At 58.1% G+C, this 14,190-nt stretch carries 17 protein-coding genes; 3 read left to right on the top strand and 14 right to left on the bottom strand.

Annotated elements, in window-relative coordinates; all coding sequences use genetic code 11:
• Window positions 1–54: 54 nt before the first annotated feature.
• Entirely contained in the window at window positions 55–756 is a 702-nt protein-coding gene (locus ACFSR7_RS29465) for a response regulator transcription factor (RefSeq protein WP_378167816.1), read from the bottom strand.
• Between the two features lie 129 nt (window positions 757–885).
• On the opposite strand from ACFSR7_RS29465, the gene ACFSR7_RS29460 reads away from it, so the two are divergent.
• Window positions 886–1,806 (top strand): NAD-dependent epimerase/dehydratase family protein, encoded by a 921-nt coding sequence (locus ACFSR7_RS29460; protein WP_378167814.1) that lies wholly within the window; start codon window positions 886–888, stop codon window positions 1,804–1,806.
• Here the strand turns inward: ACFSR7_RS29460 and ACFSR7_RS29455 are convergent.
• From ACFSR7_RS29455 to ACFSR7_RS29445, 3 genes are all read right to left on the bottom strand, one after another.
• Window positions 1,776–2,156, bottom strand: a complete 381-nt coding sequence (locus tag ACFSR7_RS29455; RefSeq protein ID WP_378167812.1) for a hypothetical protein — start codon at window positions 2,154–2,156, stop codon at window positions 1,776–1,778. The two genes, ACFSR7_RS29460 and ACFSR7_RS29455, sit on opposite strands and share 31 nt — an antisense overlap.
• A 103-nt stretch (window positions 2,157–2,259) precedes the next feature.
• Window positions 2,260–3,321, bottom strand: a complete 1,062-nt coding sequence (locus ACFSR7_RS29450) for a glycosyltransferase family 4 protein (RefSeq protein ID WP_378168200.1) — start codon at window positions 3,319–3,321, stop codon at window positions 2,260–2,262.
• 30 nt (window positions 3,322–3,351) lie between these two features.
• Window positions 3,352–3,690, bottom strand: coding sequence for a hypothetical protein (locus tag ACFSR7_RS29445; protein WP_378167810.1), 339 nt, complete (start codon window positions 3,688–3,690; stop codon window positions 3,352–3,354).
• Window positions 3,691–3,868: 178 nt separating this feature from the next.
• On the opposite strand from ACFSR7_RS29445, the gene ACFSR7_RS29440 reads away from it, so the two are divergent.
• Complete coding sequence (locus tag ACFSR7_RS29440; protein WP_378167808.1) at window positions 3,869–4,507, top strand: DUF1796 family putative cysteine peptidase; 639 nt, start codon at window positions 3,869–3,871, stop codon at window positions 4,505–4,507.
• 67 nt (window positions 4,508–4,574) lie between these two features.
• Here the strand turns inward: ACFSR7_RS29440 and ACFSR7_RS29435 are convergent, their stop codons facing one another.
• The 5 genes from ACFSR7_RS29435 to msrA form a co-directional block, all read right to left on the bottom strand.
• Window positions 4,575–4,760 (bottom strand): hypothetical protein, encoded by a 186-nt coding sequence (locus ACFSR7_RS29435; protein ID WP_378167806.1) that lies wholly within the window; start codon window positions 4,758–4,760, stop codon window positions 4,575–4,577.
• Complete coding sequence (locus ACFSR7_RS29430; RefSeq protein WP_378167804.1) at window positions 4,757–6,001, bottom strand: glycosyltransferase family 4 protein; 1,245 nt, start codon at window positions 5,999–6,001, stop codon at window positions 4,757–4,759. Before ACFSR7_RS29430 ends, ACFSR7_RS29435 begins: the two co-directional genes overlap by 4 nt.
• Window positions 5,998–6,723, bottom strand: a complete 726-nt coding sequence (locus ACFSR7_RS29425) for a glycosyltransferase family 2 protein (RefSeq protein ID WP_378167803.1) — start codon at window positions 6,721–6,723, stop codon at window positions 5,998–6,000. Before ACFSR7_RS29425 ends, ACFSR7_RS29430 begins: the two co-directional genes overlap by 4 nt.
• 190 nt (window positions 6,724–6,913) lie before the next feature.
• On the bottom strand, window positions 6,914–7,699 hold the full coding sequence (locus ACFSR7_RS29420; RefSeq protein WP_378167801.1) for a helix-turn-helix domain-containing protein: 786 nt from the start codon (window positions 7,697–7,699) through the stop codon (window positions 6,914–6,916).
• A 71-nt stretch (window positions 7,700–7,770) separates the two neighbouring features.
• The gene (msrA, locus tag ACFSR7_RS29415) at window positions 7,771–8,760 is read right to left on the bottom strand and encodes a peptide-methionine (S)-S-oxide reductase MsrA (RefSeq protein ID WP_378167799.1); all 990 of its coding nucleotides are present in this window, start codon (window positions 8,758–8,760) and stop codon (window positions 7,771–7,773) included.
• A 209-nt stretch (window positions 8,761–8,969) separates the two neighbouring features.
• Here msrA and ACFSR7_RS29410 point away from each other — a divergent pair, with 209 nt between their 5' ends.
• Window positions 8,970–9,395: a hypothetical protein gene (locus ACFSR7_RS29410; RefSeq protein ID WP_378167797.1), complete on the top strand. Its 426-nt coding sequence runs from the start codon at window positions 8,970–8,972 to the stop codon at window positions 9,393–9,395.
• 83 nt (window positions 9,396–9,478) lie between these two features.
• Here ACFSR7_RS29410 and ACFSR7_RS29405 read toward each other — a convergent pair whose 3' ends face one another.
• From ACFSR7_RS29405 to ACFSR7_RS29385, 5 genes are all read right to left on the bottom strand, one after another.
• Window positions 9,479–9,673: a DUF2188 domain-containing protein gene (locus tag ACFSR7_RS29405; RefSeq protein ID WP_090115892.1), complete on the bottom strand. Its 195-nt coding sequence runs from the start codon at window positions 9,671–9,673 to the stop codon at window positions 9,479–9,481.
• Between the two features lie 115 nt (window positions 9,674–9,788).
• Window positions 9,789–10,736: an aldo/keto reductase family protein gene (locus ACFSR7_RS29400; RefSeq protein ID WP_378167795.1), complete on the bottom strand. Its 948-nt coding sequence runs from the start codon at window positions 10,734–10,736 to the stop codon at window positions 9,789–9,791.
• A gap of 118 nt (window positions 10,737–10,854) precedes the next feature.
• Complete coding sequence (locus ACFSR7_RS29395; RefSeq protein WP_378167794.1) at window positions 10,855–12,309, bottom strand: ATP-binding protein; 1,455 nt, start codon at window positions 12,307–12,309, stop codon at window positions 10,855–10,857.
• An 84-nt stretch (window positions 12,310–12,393) separates the two neighbouring features.
• A complete protein-coding gene (gene ligD, locus ACFSR7_RS29390; protein WP_378167792.1) occupies window positions 12,394–13,278 on the bottom strand; it encodes a non-homologous end-joining DNA ligase in 885 nt (294 codons plus the stop codon).
• Window positions 13,275–14,189, bottom strand: coding sequence for an ATP-dependent DNA ligase (locus ACFSR7_RS29385; RefSeq protein WP_378167791.1), 915 nt, complete (start codon window positions 14,187–14,189; stop codon window positions 13,275–13,277). Before ACFSR7_RS29385 ends, ligD begins: the two co-directional genes overlap by 4 nt.
• Window position 14,190: the final 1 nt, after the last annotated feature.

Here is a 14,190-nt window from a genome sequence, read left to right as displayed (position 1 = left end):
TTAAGTGTAGAGGCCGATTCATAAGACTTGTTAAAGCCGATTCATAAAAAATCCTTAAGTTTTGAGCCGGTAGCCCATCCCCCAGATCGTCTCTATATATTCTTCCTCCGGATTCGCTTTGGCGAGCTTGTTCCGCAGGTTGCTCATATGTACGTTAACGACGTTTTCTCCGCCCCCGATATAATCCTCTCCCCACACGCTCTCAAAGAGGTTCGACTTGGCGAACAGCTTCTTGGGCGAAGAAAGGAACAGCGTCAATATGTCGTACTCGCGCGCAGTCAGCGATAACTGGCCATCGCCGATGGCGACCGTCTTCGCCTCCGGATCGAGCGTGAGATCCTTGTGTCTCAGCAGCTTCGTGTCTTGTCCCTGCGATTGCGGCAGCCTCCGGTGCCGGCGCAGCACGGAATCGATGCGCGCAGCGACCTCCTCCAGATCGAACGGCTTCGTAATATAGTCGTCAGCACCCGTTTTAAGCGCCGTTATTTTCGACTGCTGCTCGCTCTTGGCGGAAATGACGATGACCGGATATCCATATCGATCGCCGATCTCCTCCAGAAGCGCTTCGCCTCGCTTGCCCGGCAGCATCAGATCGAGCAGCACCATCGCCCATTCGCGCTGACCTAAATATAGCCCGGCTTCCGTACCCGAGTACGCCGGCTGGGGCTCATAGCCGCTTGACCGCAGCACGCTGCAGAGCAACCGGTTAATGTCGTCATCGTCCTCGACGACCAATATGTGCAGACGATCCCCCATCTTCCCGCTCTCCTGTCCGAATTGCCAGATTATCGCCATTATAGCATGGCGCATGAAGGCGGATAACAACAACCGGCTCCCGTTCATACATTGGATTATTCCAATTTCGAACGAGGGAGACACCTTTCTATGATCGTAGCCGTAACAGGCGGCGCAGGCTTCATTGGTTCCCACTTATCCGAAGCGCTCCTCGCCGCAGGAGCTGACGTCCATGTCATCGACAACCTGTCCTCCGGCTATCGCGCCAACGTGCCTGCCGGAGCCGTCTTCCACGAGACGGACATCCGTTCGCCGGAAGCGCGGGCCGTCATTGCCGGCATTCGGCCGGAGGTTATCTATCATCTGGCTGCCCAAGCCGACGTGCAGCGCTCGATTGCCAATCCCGTGGAGGACGCGAGCGTCAACGTCGAGGGCACCCTGAACATGCTGTCAGCCGGCCGCCAAGCCGGCACGCGAAAATTCGTCTTCGCCTCGACGTCGGCCGTTTACGGCAATGTCTCCAAGGAGGTCGTATCCGAGCGCGAAAAGGCCGAACCGATGTCTTTCTACGGCCTGTCCAAACGAACGGCGGAGCAATATATTCGAATCTATAGCCAATTGTACGGTCTTGACTACACGATTCTCAGATACGGCAACGTATACGGCCCGCGCCAGACGCCCAAGGGAGAAGGCGGCGTCGTGGCCGTCTTTCTGGACCGGCTTCGCCAGGCAATTCCGCCGACCGTACACGGCGACGGAGAGCAGACGCGCGACTTCGTCTACGTTAACGACATTGTGGCCGCCAACATCGCCGCATTCGCGCGGGGTGCCCGCGAAACGCTTAACGTCGGCACCGGCCGCGCCACGTCCGTCAACGAGCTGCTTCGTCTGCTCGAGCTATGCCGGGGAGCGGCCATCGAACGCAGGCACGCCCCTGCCAGAGCCGGCGACATCCGGCACAGCCGCCTCGACCCGCGAAGGGCCCGGCGCGTCCTGCGTTGGGCCAGCGCCTACGACGCGGCCACGGGCATCGCCGAAACTTATGCCTCTACCCTGCCTTCAAGCCGGTAAGGCCCGTTCATGATCGCGAGGCCTTCCGTCGAACGGACGCACAGGTAATACAGCTGATCCGGGAGCCCTCCAGTCGTCCGGTATTCCAGCTTGGTGACCGCGCTTAGAAAGCAAGATTCCAGCGACCACTCGACCATTTCCCCATCCGGGGAATCCTTCCTGAGCGTCACCTCGAGCTCGCCCATATCGAAGGTCCCCGGATTGGCCCAGCCGATCTCGATGTGCAAGACGACCTCGTCTGCGGGGTCGATCCCATGCAGGCTGACGGACGTGAGCACGATCTCGTCGCGAATCGGGAACGGCAGGAAGCTGCCGAGCTCCGCGCCGGTGTTATGCTTGTATTTGATCATGACCGATCCTTCCTTTCCGAACGGTTTATTGAGCGATTTGATTAAGCGATTAGATTTAGCGATTAGATTTAGCGATTAGATTTAGCGATTGGATCAAACGGGTTTATTGCAAGTCACGAAGCATCCGCAGGAAACCCTCGCAGTAAATATGCGGCGCGAACCGGCTTCCGACATGCGAGACCGCCATATCCCGGATGGATGAGCGGAGCTGGCGGTCGGTCAATAGCTTGATCGCCGCTTCGTAAGCCTGCGTAATGTCTCCCAGCGTGTAGTAAATGCCAGTCTGCTCGTGGTAAATCGAAGAAGACACGCCGTCGGAATCGCTGGTCAGTACCGGGCAGCGGCAGCTCATCGCCTCCAGGATCGCGTACGGCGCCCCTTCGACCTTGGATGTGGAGCACAGGAAGCCGCCGGAATCGCCGATATAAGCCAGATGCTTGCGCATGTCCGCGTTCGGAACGTTGGGAAAAAACGCAAGGTTATCGCGCAGGCCGAGCCGATCGATCCACTGCTCCATCCGCTCCCGCTCTTCCTTCACTGCGAGCGCGGGATCCTCATACATGCGAAGACGAATGCCCTTGTCAAACTCATGGACCAGACGCGCGCCGATTAACAGAAATTCGAGCCAGTTTTTGTTGTCCTCGATTCGTCCGATCCACGCGATCTCAGGCCCGGGCGCAAAGCCGACGCACTCGTAAGCGAATGCCTCGGCGTCGAAGCAGTTGTGCAAGCGATACTTGGGCATGTTCGGGAATAATTCCTCAAAAATCGTATCGATGTGCGGCGTGTAAGGATTCAGCAGCGCCGATGCGAAACGCTGTACATAAGGAATGGCTTCCTGAAGCTCCCGCCATGCGACGGCTTTGGGGCCGAAGCCTTGGATCTCCAAGATTAGCGGACCGGCATAGCCAAGCATGCGAAACTTCTTGAGCGACAAATAATCCGAGGTAACGACGATCGCGTCGAACCGGCCGGCATCGAGCAGCCGCTTGATCTCCATGTCGTCGTTCGTGACGGTAACCGGCAGACCTGCGCTGTTCTGCAACCCCGCGCCGTTCTCAAAGTAGAGGCAATGACCGTCAACCCCGTAGCGGCGAAGCGCCCGAATCCGCTGTCTGTTGAGCGTTTCCACGCCGCCGCTCGGCACATAATAAGCAAATAGCACCTTCAACGGTATGGAACACCTCCCCCGGCCTCAATGCATCCGGTCAAAATGCGCTTCGTTAAACACCGCGACCAGGTTTCCTGCATTTTTGACCCGGATCGAGATGCCGATATCGTCGTACGTTTTCGTATTGGTAATCATCAGCAGCGCGAACGGCTGCTCGTACGTATGCATGTCCTGAAGCCGCTTGCTCCGCCCCCCGCCCTGGACGCTGACAAGCATCTCATAGACGAGCCCCGCCGGACCGGACATTTGGATCCAAACATTGAACTCCTCCGCGCCGCGGTTCACGATGTCCACCTCGAGCATGCCGACGAATCGCGAATCGATCGGCATCAGAGCGCCGGCCTCCATCTTGAAGACGGACATGGATTCACCTTCTTGTTCGTTTGATGGTATACGATATTCCGGCGCGGTGCATCGGTTAAGGCATCTATCCGGGGGCGGGACGAGATTCGGCGATCGCCCGGCATGTTCGTCCAAACCTTTCGTTGACGAAAAGCATTTATATTATAGAAACCTGCTGTTAACCGGGAGGCGAACGCATATGCGATTAGTCGACATCGAAGGGGAGTACGACGGTATCTTCAGTCTTGGCGAGCTGTGCCTGTCGTCCATCCAGCTCGAACGGTGCGGTCTCCGGCCGTTTGCGGGACCGCTCGACTGGATGAGCACGCCCCGGCTCGCGGACGTGAACCGTCTGTTAGCGAACCGGTTCCAAGGCTTCATGGACCGCGATCACCTGACCTACGTGCAGAACGCGAGCGACAAGCTGTTTTTGGTGAAGGAGAACGTCTACAACGCCTTCTCCAACCACGACTTCTTCGTTCATCGCAATACGCCGGAGCTGCTCGAAGACCATCCAGCCGTCAAAATCAAATATGACCGCCGCGCAGCACGCTTGCTTGAAAAAGCCGAAACCGCCCGCAAGCTGCTGTTTGTACGATGCGGCGGCTCGATGGACGAAGCGATCGGCCTTCAAGACGTATTGTCGGGCCTCGTCAAGCATGATTTCCGCGTCCTGCTCGTCAATCATACCGAAGTCGATACGCTCACGGAGACCGATTGGCCGTTGGAGCGCGTCTGCACGGTAGAACTGCCCGGGCATCCCGACGTCATCTGGGGCGGCAACAACGCCCACTGGGATCGGATGCTGTCCGGCATCGCGTTTAAGGAATCGCAATAAAGCCGCATCCCGCTGCGCCAAAGCTGCGATAAGCCCTCGCGGGCTTTATCGCAGCTTTTTGCCGCGTTCATCCGACGCCGGGCAACCGCAGGGTCACGACCGGCAGATCGGGCAGCTTGTAGCCCTCCGGCACGGCATTATAAATTCGGTTCCACACTTCGTAGTTTACGGCGAGATCCGGCCCGGCAGCCGCTACGGGATCGAACAAGCCCGCGAATAAGGCGCCCGGCACGAGGATGTTGTCGGAAGTCATGGCATTCCCCTCCCTCCGCTGCGTGCGATATGTCCCGCCGTTTCATAAACGCCGGCGAGCCGCTCGATCATCGCACTCATCGACCAATGGGATTCCGCCCATAGCTTGGACGCATAAGCAAGCCGCGCGCGATAGGCGTCATGCTGGAGCAGATCGTACAGGTAGGCGCACAGCATGCCCGTGTCGCGGCTCGGGAAAACAAGCCCGGTCTTGCCGTGATCGACCATCTCGGGCAGACCCCCTGCATCGGAGACGACGACGGCCGTGCCCGCGAGCTGCGCCTCGATGACGGAAATCGGTTGATTGTCCAGAATGCAGGAATGGACGAATATATCGGTCATGGCGAGAATGGCGGGCGCATCCTGCCTGAAGCCCCAAAAAACGATATCGTTTTGCAGGCCGAGTTCTCTCGCCTGCCGTTCCAGATCGCCTCTTAGCTCACCGTCGCCGATCAGCCAGCAGACCCAATCCTGACGCACTTGCTTTAATTGGGCAAGCGCCGTGATCAGCAGGTCGATGCCCTTGACGAACGTCAGGCGCGCGGAGCAAGCGATCACCTTCTTGCCTGCCGGCTTGCGCACCGGCGTCGCCAACACGCTGCGGGACCGGAAGGTATCCGTGTCGAGGCCGTAAGGGAACACCTCAATGCGCGAAGGCTCGACGCCAAAATCGCGGGTCAAAATCGTTTTCATCCATTGATTGGCTGTGACCGTAACGTCGGCGGAGGAAGCTCCGTAATATTCCATCGCATGGCAATACCGCCAGGCAGGCGAATGCTCTCCGATGCCAAGCTCCGGGTGATCGCGGAAGTGCGCGCGCAGTTCATGGGCGACAGAGCCGTGAATGTGCGCAACGAGCGGCGTATGCGTCGGTTTGACCCGTGCCAGGGACCGCGCGGAGAAAACGTCTTGCGCGTGAATGACGTCGTATTCGCCCAAACCGAAATAAGCGGCTGCGAGCTCGAGGCAATATCTGTCGATCTCGTACTGGCGGATGACCGGGTCGTCCAGATAATGCGCGATGCCTGCCGAGCGCAGCTTGGAGTCGATCATCGGCATGACGTGCGCTTTCTCGAACGTTCTGCCGTCGCTGTACATATGGTATTGTTTATAATCCGGACTATGGCCGAACAGGTCCACTTGATGACCTCGGAGCGACATCGCTTTGCGGATTTGTTCCATAAATGCGTGCACGCCGCCGACATGCGGGAGCAGCCAGTAGGTCGCCAGCAGAATTTTCATTCGTACGCTCCTCCCTCCGCGAACAAGGCCGCGATCCGGTGACCGTAAAACGCGCGAAGGCCGTCATACTCGGCCATGAGCCCGGGACGATTCAGAATCGTGCCCATCCCGTCGTGCATTCGGTATTCCGTCAGCGGCACGGCCAAATAATCGATCGAAATGCCGCTGAGCACTGTCCTTGCCCAGAAATCGTAGTCCTGTGTAAATCTCAGCGTTTCGTTAAACGTCCCCACGACCTGGAAGATGTCTTTGCGCATCATGACCGTACAGCCGTTAATCGCGTTCACGGATGCAAGCAGACGCATCAAAGCGAGACTGTCAGGATAAGCCTCGCCGTAGCGGCTGTCGACCACCGTGCCGCCCCCGTCGATGACGGCAAAGTCCGTGCAGCAGATCATGGCGTTCCGCTCGCGCATATAAGTCAGCTGACGCTCGATCTTGTCGGGACGGAACCGGTCGTCCGAGCTGAGCCAGGCGACGTATTCCCCGGATGCCGCGCGGATGCCGGCATTCAGCGCGCTTGCCGTCCCGCCGTTCGCCTTGCCGATATAGCGCAAGCGCCCGGCATAGGGCGGAAGGATGCGTTCAACGTGCGCCTGAGAGCCATCGTCGACCACGATGATCTCGATCGGCTCGTACGTTTGCGCCAGCACGCTGTCGATCGCTTCGTTTACGTAGGGATCGTTGTAAAAGGGGATGACGACGGTCACGATGGGTTGCAAGCCGATTCTCCTCTCGGGGGCAAGTGGCCGGACCGATCGGATGATCAGTCTAAAGCGCCCGTCGTATATCTTATTGCGGAGCCGGGACTTGCGCATGGTGGAGTCGCCCCGCCGCATCCGCCTAAATAAACGCCAAGCAACGCAAAAAAAGCTTCGCGGGACGCGAAGCTCGTGATCGTGGCATGAAAGGTTACTTGCCGATTCTGCTTAAAAATTGATTCATGAGCACCGGGAGCGATATGAGGATCGGCGGATCGTCCGGCCGTGGCGGATACAACCGGACCTGCTGCGGATAAGGCTCGCTGTGCGGTCCGACGAATAGCGGCGCCCTGGACCTGGTGCGCAGCGTCCGCTGCGGCAGCAAAAAGTCCTTGGCCTGCATCTCCCAAGCGACCGACGTCGCCATGAGGTAATAGATGCCCGGCCTGACGCCACTAAAAGCAAACCTGCCCAGGCCGGGCAGCAGCGTGCCGTAGATCGGCAAGCCCTCCGGAATCGGCTTGGCGAACAAGCCAATCAGTACGAACCCGTCGAACGGCTCGTCGGCGACGACGGTACCGGTCACCGGCATGCCTCCCGTCTCGGAGGCCGCCGCATGCTCCTGCCAATCGGACAGATCGCGAAGCGCCCGCAAGTATCTGGCGGCCTCGGGCTCGGATTGGCGGAACTCGCCCGGTGTCATCCCTACCCGCTCGGTGAACCGGGTCGTAAAGGTACCCAGGCTCTGCTGTCCGATCTCTAGACCGATCTGCCTCACGGACAGGTTGGAATTGAGCAGCAGATCCTTGGCGCGCTGCAAACGCAGCGACGATACGTAATACAGCGGCGGAAGGCCGATCCGTTCCTTAAAGATCCTCGCGAAGTGATAAGAGCTGAAAGCGACGTGACGGGCGAGGCGCGACAACGGCAGAGGCTCGTCCAGATTCTGATGAATGTAGGCGATCGCCTCGTCGATCTCTGCATATCGGACGTTCATGTCTTCGGCCCTTTCCATCTCTTGGAATCGTATTCTTTTCCATTCTAAAGGGGCACGGCCGCTTTTTCAACCTATTTATCGAACATTTGTTCGTTAATTATAAAATGATCACTTTTCAGCGCACCCTCGTTCCCGGGACCGTCCGACGGCACGAAGCGGAGCGCGGCCGAATTGACCCGGTAATGGAGCTTGTCCGCACCCGGCCCGTCGTAAAGCAAATACCCGAGTCTCGTGCCTCCGAGCCTGCTCGCGATCGCCGTGCGTATGACGCCTCCCCGATAATCGGCTTCTCTTCGCACCAAGCCTTCGTGAAGCGGCTTCGTAAAGCTCGGCCAGCCCGTTCCAGAGTCGAACTTGTCTTCGGAGCCGAAAAGCGGATCGCCCGAGACCCTGTCTACATACACGCCGGGTTCATAGACGTTCCAATAGTCGTTGTCGAATGCCGGCTCCGTCTCGCCGTGCTGAGTGACCTCGTATTGAAGCGGCGTCAGCCTGCGCCTCAGACTCGCTTCGTCCTGCTTGGTCCGCCAGGCGCGGCGCAGGAAGTCTTCGCGGCCCGAGCCTTCCGCGTACAGCTTGTAATGGCGCACATGCGTCTTGTAGTAATGCTGGTGCTCGTCTTCGGCCGGATAAAAGGTGCCCGCGGGTACGATCTCCGTAACGATCCGGGACTTGAAACGGCCGCTGGACGCGAGCGCTTGCTTCGACGCCGTAGCGAGCTGGCGCTGCCGTTCGTCATGATAGAAAATCGCCGTCCTGTACGAGCTGCCCCGGTCGCCGAACTGACCGCCGCCGTCCGTCGGGTCGATCTGCTGCCAAAAGAGGTCGAGCAGCCGCTCGTACGGAAATTTTTTTGGAAAAAATGCAATCTGCACCGCTTCCGCATGCCCCGTCGTCTCGCTTCCGACAGATTCGTAGGTCGGATGCTCCGTATGTCCGCCGGTGTAGCCGGACGTAACGCTAATGATGCCCGGCAGTTCGTCGAACGGCTTGACCATGCACCAGAAACAGCCGCCCGCAAAAGTCGCAAGCGCAGGGAGTCCCGTCGCGTCTTCGGTCATCGGCAATCCCCCTTAATCCGGCTGTGGATCCCATTGCCGACATAGTTAGATGCACAAGCTATCCGGTCCGTCGCGCATAAAATGAAGGAAGCAACGTTTACGGCCTCGTCGTCTTCTTTGACCGGCGAACCGATTAACGACAGACGGATCGGAGCCGTATAAAGCTATCCTATACGATTCGAGCCGCAGAATAAAGGAGGTGACCGGTTATGGCAGTTCGGCCGAATGCGCGGAAGCGCAAAACAGCGCGAACCTACCCAGGCCAGCCCGTTTGCGTTTTAATGAAGGACGGTACCTACTATGTAGGGCTGATCGGTCAGATCAAGGGCAGCGAGCTCACGCTCTCCGGCGTTCGGGGGACGGAAAGGTGGAATCCGCAGGCGGCGACGCGGTCTTGGCAAAAAGCGAAAATAAGCGCCCTGGGCGCTGCGACGGAAGCCGCGGCTGCAACAGTGCCCGGTGCGGCAGCGGGCGCTGGCGCCGGCGCCAGCGGCGTTAGTCTTGGTGGCGGACTTGGCGGTCTCGGCGGGATGGACGACCTGATGGGCTTCATGCAGAAGGCGCTGCCGCTCATGAAGATGGGCATGGACATGATCAAGACGATCATGCCGCTTATGAGCGGACTGAAGCTGTAACCGAATCGCTTAAAATCAGCGGAATCAGCGAAACACAACAAGGGAGCGAAACGGCCGTCTCCGGCGTTCGCTCCCTTGTTGTATCAGTGCCCTTTTTTACGGATTTGCTTGTCGTGATCCTCGCCCCACTCCTTGGCTTTGGCCGTGGCGATCGAGATCGCCCGACGCTCGGAGTAGCCGTCCTTCAACAGCTCGTTGGCGATATCGATCGCCTTGTTCCGGACGGGGGCCATGAAGTTTTTGAGCGAATCCGGGTAATCGTCTTTGTCCCAGGGCATAGCCATTCCTCCTGTCGGTTCGTCTAGGTTCGTATAACTAAACTTGGACGGACGCGCTCAAGTTGAATCAGCTTCGGCATACCCCAAGGTCGAATTGAAACATTGCCCTTCTCGTTTAGGACAAGATTTCCTCGATGCGATCGATCGTTTCCTGCGACAGCGATACGCCGGAGGCTTTGACGTTTTCCTCGAGCTGGGACGTCTTCGTCGCGCCGACCAGCGCGCTGGCCACACTCTCGTGACGCAAGATCCAGGCAATCGCAAGCGTCGATAGCGACAGGTCCAATTCCTTTGCGACCGCGTCCAGCCGTTCGACCTTCTGCAGATGCGCTTCGGTCAAAAAGCCTTTGATCCACATATTCGTTTTCGGATCCGCAGCCCGGCTGTCCGCCGGCAATGCCTGACCAAGTCTGTATTTGCCCGTCAAAGCGCCTTGCGCGAGCGGAGAAAAGACGACCTGCGACAGTCCGTTTTTCTCGCTGACCGGCAACACGTCGCTCTCGATGTTGCGATAGAACATATTGTATTGAGGCTGGTTGACGACGATCCGGTCGAGCAGGTATTTGTCCGCGACCTGAAGCGCTTCTTGAATCTGCGCTCCCGTCCACTCGCTCACGCCGACATACAGGACCTTGCCCTGCCGCACGAAATCCTCAATTGTCCTCAGCGTCTCCTCGAGGCGCGTGTCGGGATCGTAGCGATGGCAATAGAATATGTCTACATAATCCTGATTCAACCGCTTCAGGCTGGCATTCAGTTGCTCATGCACATGCTTGCGGGACAAGCCGCGATCGTTCGGTCCGTCTCCCATCGGCCAAAATGCCTTCGTGGCCAGCACGTACGATTCCCGCGGATAACGCGGCAGCACTTCGCCAAGCATGCGTTCGGCTTCGCCGCGTTCATACACGTTGGCCGTATCGATAAAGTTGATGCCGAGCTCGAATGCGCGATCGATCAGCTTCGCGCCGGTATCCTGGCCGACGGTGTGGCCGTAGGTCATCCAGCTGCCGAAGCTGATCTCACTGACTTTGAGGCCTGTTTGTCCCAATTTCCTGTACTTCAAGTCAAACACCTCTTTCTTCGATTGTGAACACGCGTTCAAGATTGTATCATGCTTTCCCCGTCGTATCAAACCGCCGCTAGGCAGCGAATGCGAAGCCTGGCTGGTCCTGCGCTAATCCTTATTCAAGCGCTGCAGCCGTCTGTCTCTCCGGGACTGGCGAGTCGATCGAAGAAACGATCGGCAGCCGCAGCGAGAACTCGCTGCCTTCTCCCTTCGCGCTTCGCAGCGACAATGTTCCGCCGAGCAGTGTCGCTAGCTGCAGACTAATCGACAGCCCGAGTCCCGTACCGCCGAAGCGGCGGTTGATGGAGCCGTCCTCCTGGCGGAACGCTTCAAAGATCAACTCCTGCTTGCTCTTCTCGATGCCGACGCCGGTATCCTTGACCATAAAAACGACGTGACCGTCGCCCGCTCCGTTCGGCTGCCGCTCTGTCGTTACGACAAGCGCGACATAGCCGTTGTCCGTAAATTTAATGGCATTAACGAGTAGGTTCCGCAAAATCTGTCCCAGCCGCAATCCGTCGGATAACAAGGTCTGCGGCACGTCTTCATCGATATGCAGGCGAAGATCGAGATTTTTCACTTCGGCGAGCGGCTTCATCTGGCGGTGGAGCAGCTCGACCGTGTCGCTAAGCGATAGAATATCCAGCACAATATCCATCTTGCCGGCCTCAACCTTGGAAAGATCCAAAATATCGTTAATCATGTGCAGCAGCTGCTCGCCTGACGCCTGAATGATGTTGGCGTAGCGGCGATTGTCCTCGGGTCGGCCCTCTTCCTCGTTCTCTCCGATCATCTGCGACAACAGGATGATGCTGTTAAGCGGCGTCTTCAGTTCGTGCGACATATTCGCCATGAACTCCGACTTGTATCTGGATGCCTGCAGGATCAGTTCGGCCTTTTCTTCCAGCATATTCTGGGTATTGAGCAGTTCTTGGGTGCGCTTTTCCAAGGCTCCGTTCGTTTCCTTCAGTTGAACGGCCCGCTGCTGGTCGAGAAAAAAGTCCCTTATAATAAACAGGAAAAAAGTGCCGAGCACAATGGTCGCCGGCAGCGAATAAGGCAACACGTGCGTTGCGTAACTCAAGCGATCGACCGCGCCGTACGCCAGAATGCCTCCGACCTGCAAGGCGTTGATCGTTAGCAGCGATATGGCCGCCTTGCGCGGATATCCCCAGTCTTTCTTGCGCTTATAAAGACTGACGAGTCCCGCGCCGGCGATTCCGAGCGTAGAGATATTGCAGAATGCGGTAAACGCGGACGCCGACATCCCGTTGATGCCGAACCGCGCCATAGCAATGCCGAAGCCGATCGCCAGAATTGGCCGTGGGTCGCGAAAAACGAGCGTGGCAAAAATAATCGGCACGTTGCGCAGGTCGAATATTGCAGACCCGTTATACCGGACGCCGAACTTCATGGCAAGCCATCCGAGCGCAATAAAACCGACAACCATGGCAGCTTGTTTAATCAGGCCGGACGTATGTTGAAACAAATATTTGTAAATGAGGTTAAATAAAAACGTGAATGTGATCAGGATGGTGATGCTCATAAAAAATGCCGCGCCGATCTCCATGTCACACCTCCCGACTCTTATAGTGTACATCATAAGAATCGGGACCGTATAGCCATAAATTGTTACAGAATGCAGTCGTTGCACTTATTTCAGGAACTGTAAAACGGCCTCCAGCGACTGCTTCGGCACCTTTTCGATCAAATCGCCCATGCCTGCGAGCCTCGCTTCGATCGTATGGAGCGTGAACGCGCGCGGATCGGCGCCATTCCTCACCTCGTCCCAAGTCAAAGGCGTCGATACGGTCGCTTCCGGACGTCCGCGCGGCGTATAAGGGGCCGAGAGGCTCTTGCCGGCCGCATGCTGGACATAATCTACGTAAATCCGGTCTTTGCGGTTTTTGATCAGCCGTTCGATCGTGAACAGCTGCGGGTACTTTTGCGACAAATACTTGCCGACGAAACCACCCGCCTTGCGAAGCTGCGCAAAGCTGTACCCCTGACGTACGGGGATAATGATTTGTATGCCCGTGGCGCCGCTTGTCTTGGGCACGGATGAGATGCCCATGCCGTCCAGCGCTTCCCCGATGAGCGAGACGGCCTCCATCAGCCGGCCTCGCAGCGCATCGCTCGGATCGATGTCAAGCACCCACTCCGCCGGCTCCTCGCCGCCCACGTACTCGAACGAAGGATGAAATTCGAGGGCGGCGAGGTTGCCCATCCACAGCAAGGCAGGCAGCGTGTCTGCGACAACATAGCGGACCTGGTCGCGCATGGCAGTCCGGACAAAAGGCGGCAGCGGTTCTGGCGCGTTTTTCTGATAGAAGGCTTTGCCGCCTGCTCCGTCCGGGTAACGGACGGCCGTCATATAACGGTCCTTGCAATACGGCAGCAAGTACGGTGCGAGCGCGACGAGCTTTTGCAAATACATGGCCTTGTTGATGCCGGCTTCCGGCCACATCGGCTTGTCCGGATTCGTCACCTTGATCTCGCAGCCTTCGACTTCGAGCGTATAGAAGTCCGTGACGCTCATAGCCGGATTCCCTCCAGGTCGATCAATTTGGGATGGCGCAGCAATCCCGCGTCCGTCATCTCCCTGCCGCTGACCCTTCCCGCAAGCGGCTCGTCCAGCCACCTTACATCCGCGCCGCGCAGGCCTTCAGGCACGCCATCCCAATAATCGGCGCGGGATCGTCCCGCGGGCAGCAGGCGAAGGGCAGCCTTCGCCTGCTCGTTCAAGCCCGACGACACACGTCCCATATAGCGGTCTCCTTTGCGCATGACGAGACTGGAGACGCGCCCCTCCTTCCAGATGATGCCGACGATATCGACATCCATATGATGGACGGTCTTGCGCTTGAACCAGTCCCGATGCTCCTTGCCTTCCATGTAAGGCGCCGCCTTTTTTTTGCTGACGATGCCTTCCCATCCGTTCGCTTCGACCCACCGCCACAGCGCTTCGCCGTCCTCGAACTCGTCGGCGACATAGAACGGCGACGTCCAGCCCTGCGTCAGACCAAGCAGCCGCTCCCTGCGTTCCGTATATGGAAGGCGACGAAGGTCCCGGCCGTCCGCGAACAGCAGGTCGAACAATATATATTGAACCGGATTCCGCCTGGCCGAAGCTTCGATCAGACGGTCGCCAAGCAGCTTGCCCCGCTGCTGCATGAGCTGAAAGCTAGGCTTGCCGGTTCGCGGATCCAGGATGACCGCTTCTCCGTCGAGTATGTAGTCTCCCGGCCGGCTCGCCAGTGCTGCGGTCAGCTCGGGATAGGAATCGTTTTGCGGCAGCATGCGCTTGGAATAAAGCCTGACGCTCTCGCCCCGGACTTCCGCGATAAGGCGGTAGCCGTCCCATTTCAACTGGTGTACCCATGCGCTTCCTGTCGGGCTGCGGTCCTCCGCGACGGGAGACATCGGGGTAAACGGGGTAAATAGCTCCATC

This window comes from Cohnella sp. GCM10020058, assembly GCF_042683485.1.
GTDB lineage: Bacteria > Bacillota > Bacilli > Paenibacillales > Paenibacillaceae > Cohnella.
The sequence above is the reverse complement of the archived record's forward strand: the minus strand, read 5'-3'. Positions and strand labels throughout refer to the sequence as shown.

Excerpts from the sequence above, each read along its gene's own strand:
- ACFSR7_RS29465 (WP_378167816.1), bottom strand. The coding sequence starts at position 756 with ATGGGGGATCGTCTGCACATATTGGTCGTCGAGGACGATGACGACATT.
- msrA (WP_378167799.1), bottom strand. The coding sequence starts at position 8,760 with ATGACCGAAGACGCGACGGGACTCCCTGCGCTTGCGACTTTTGCGGGC.
- ACFSR7_RS29385 (WP_378167791.1), bottom strand. The coding sequence starts at position 14,189 with ATGGAGCTATTTACCCCGTTTACCCCGATGTCTCCCGTCGCGGAGGAC.
- ACFSR7_RS29440 (WP_378167808.1), top strand. The coding sequence starts at position 3,869 with ATGCGATTAGTCGACATCGAAGGGGAGTACGACGGTATCTTCAGTCTT.
- ligD (WP_378167792.1), bottom strand. The coding sequence starts at position 13,278 with ATGAGCGTCACGGACTTCTATACGCTCGAAGTCGAAGGCTGCGAGATC.
- ACFSR7_RS29460 (WP_378167814.1), top strand. The coding sequence starts at position 886 with ATGATCGTAGCCGTAACAGGCGGCGCAGGCTTCATTGGTTCCCACTTA.
- ACFSR7_RS29445 (WP_378167810.1), bottom strand. The coding sequence starts at position 3,690 with ATGTCCGTCTTCAAGATGGAGGCCGGCGCTCTGATGCCGATCGATTCG.
- ACFSR7_RS29420 (WP_378167801.1), bottom strand. The coding sequence starts at position 7,699 with ATGAACGTCCGATATGCAGAGATCGACGAGGCGATCGCCTACATTCAT.
- ACFSR7_RS29430 (WP_378167804.1), bottom strand. The coding sequence starts at position 6,001 with ATGAAAATTCTGCTGGCGACCTACTGGCTGCTCCCGCATGTCGGCGGC.
- ACFSR7_RS29435 (WP_378167806.1), bottom strand. The coding sequence starts at position 4,760 with ATGACTTCCGACAACATCCTCGTGCCGGGCGCCTTATTCGCGGGCTTG.
- ACFSR7_RS29405 (WP_090115892.1), bottom strand. The coding sequence starts at position 9,673 with ATGCCCTGGGACAAAGACGATTACCCGGATTCGCTCAAAAACTTCATG.
- ACFSR7_RS29395 (WP_378167794.1), bottom strand. The coding sequence starts at position 12,309 with ATGGAGATCGGCGCGGCATTTTTTATGAGCATCACCATCCTGATCACA.
- ACFSR7_RS29455 (WP_378167812.1), bottom strand. The coding sequence starts at position 2,156 with ATGATCAAATACAAGCATAACACCGGCGCGGAGCTCGGCAGCTTCCTG.
- ACFSR7_RS29410 (WP_378167797.1), top strand. The coding sequence starts at position 8,970 with ATGGCAGTTCGGCCGAATGCGCGGAAGCGCAAAACAGCGCGAACCTAC.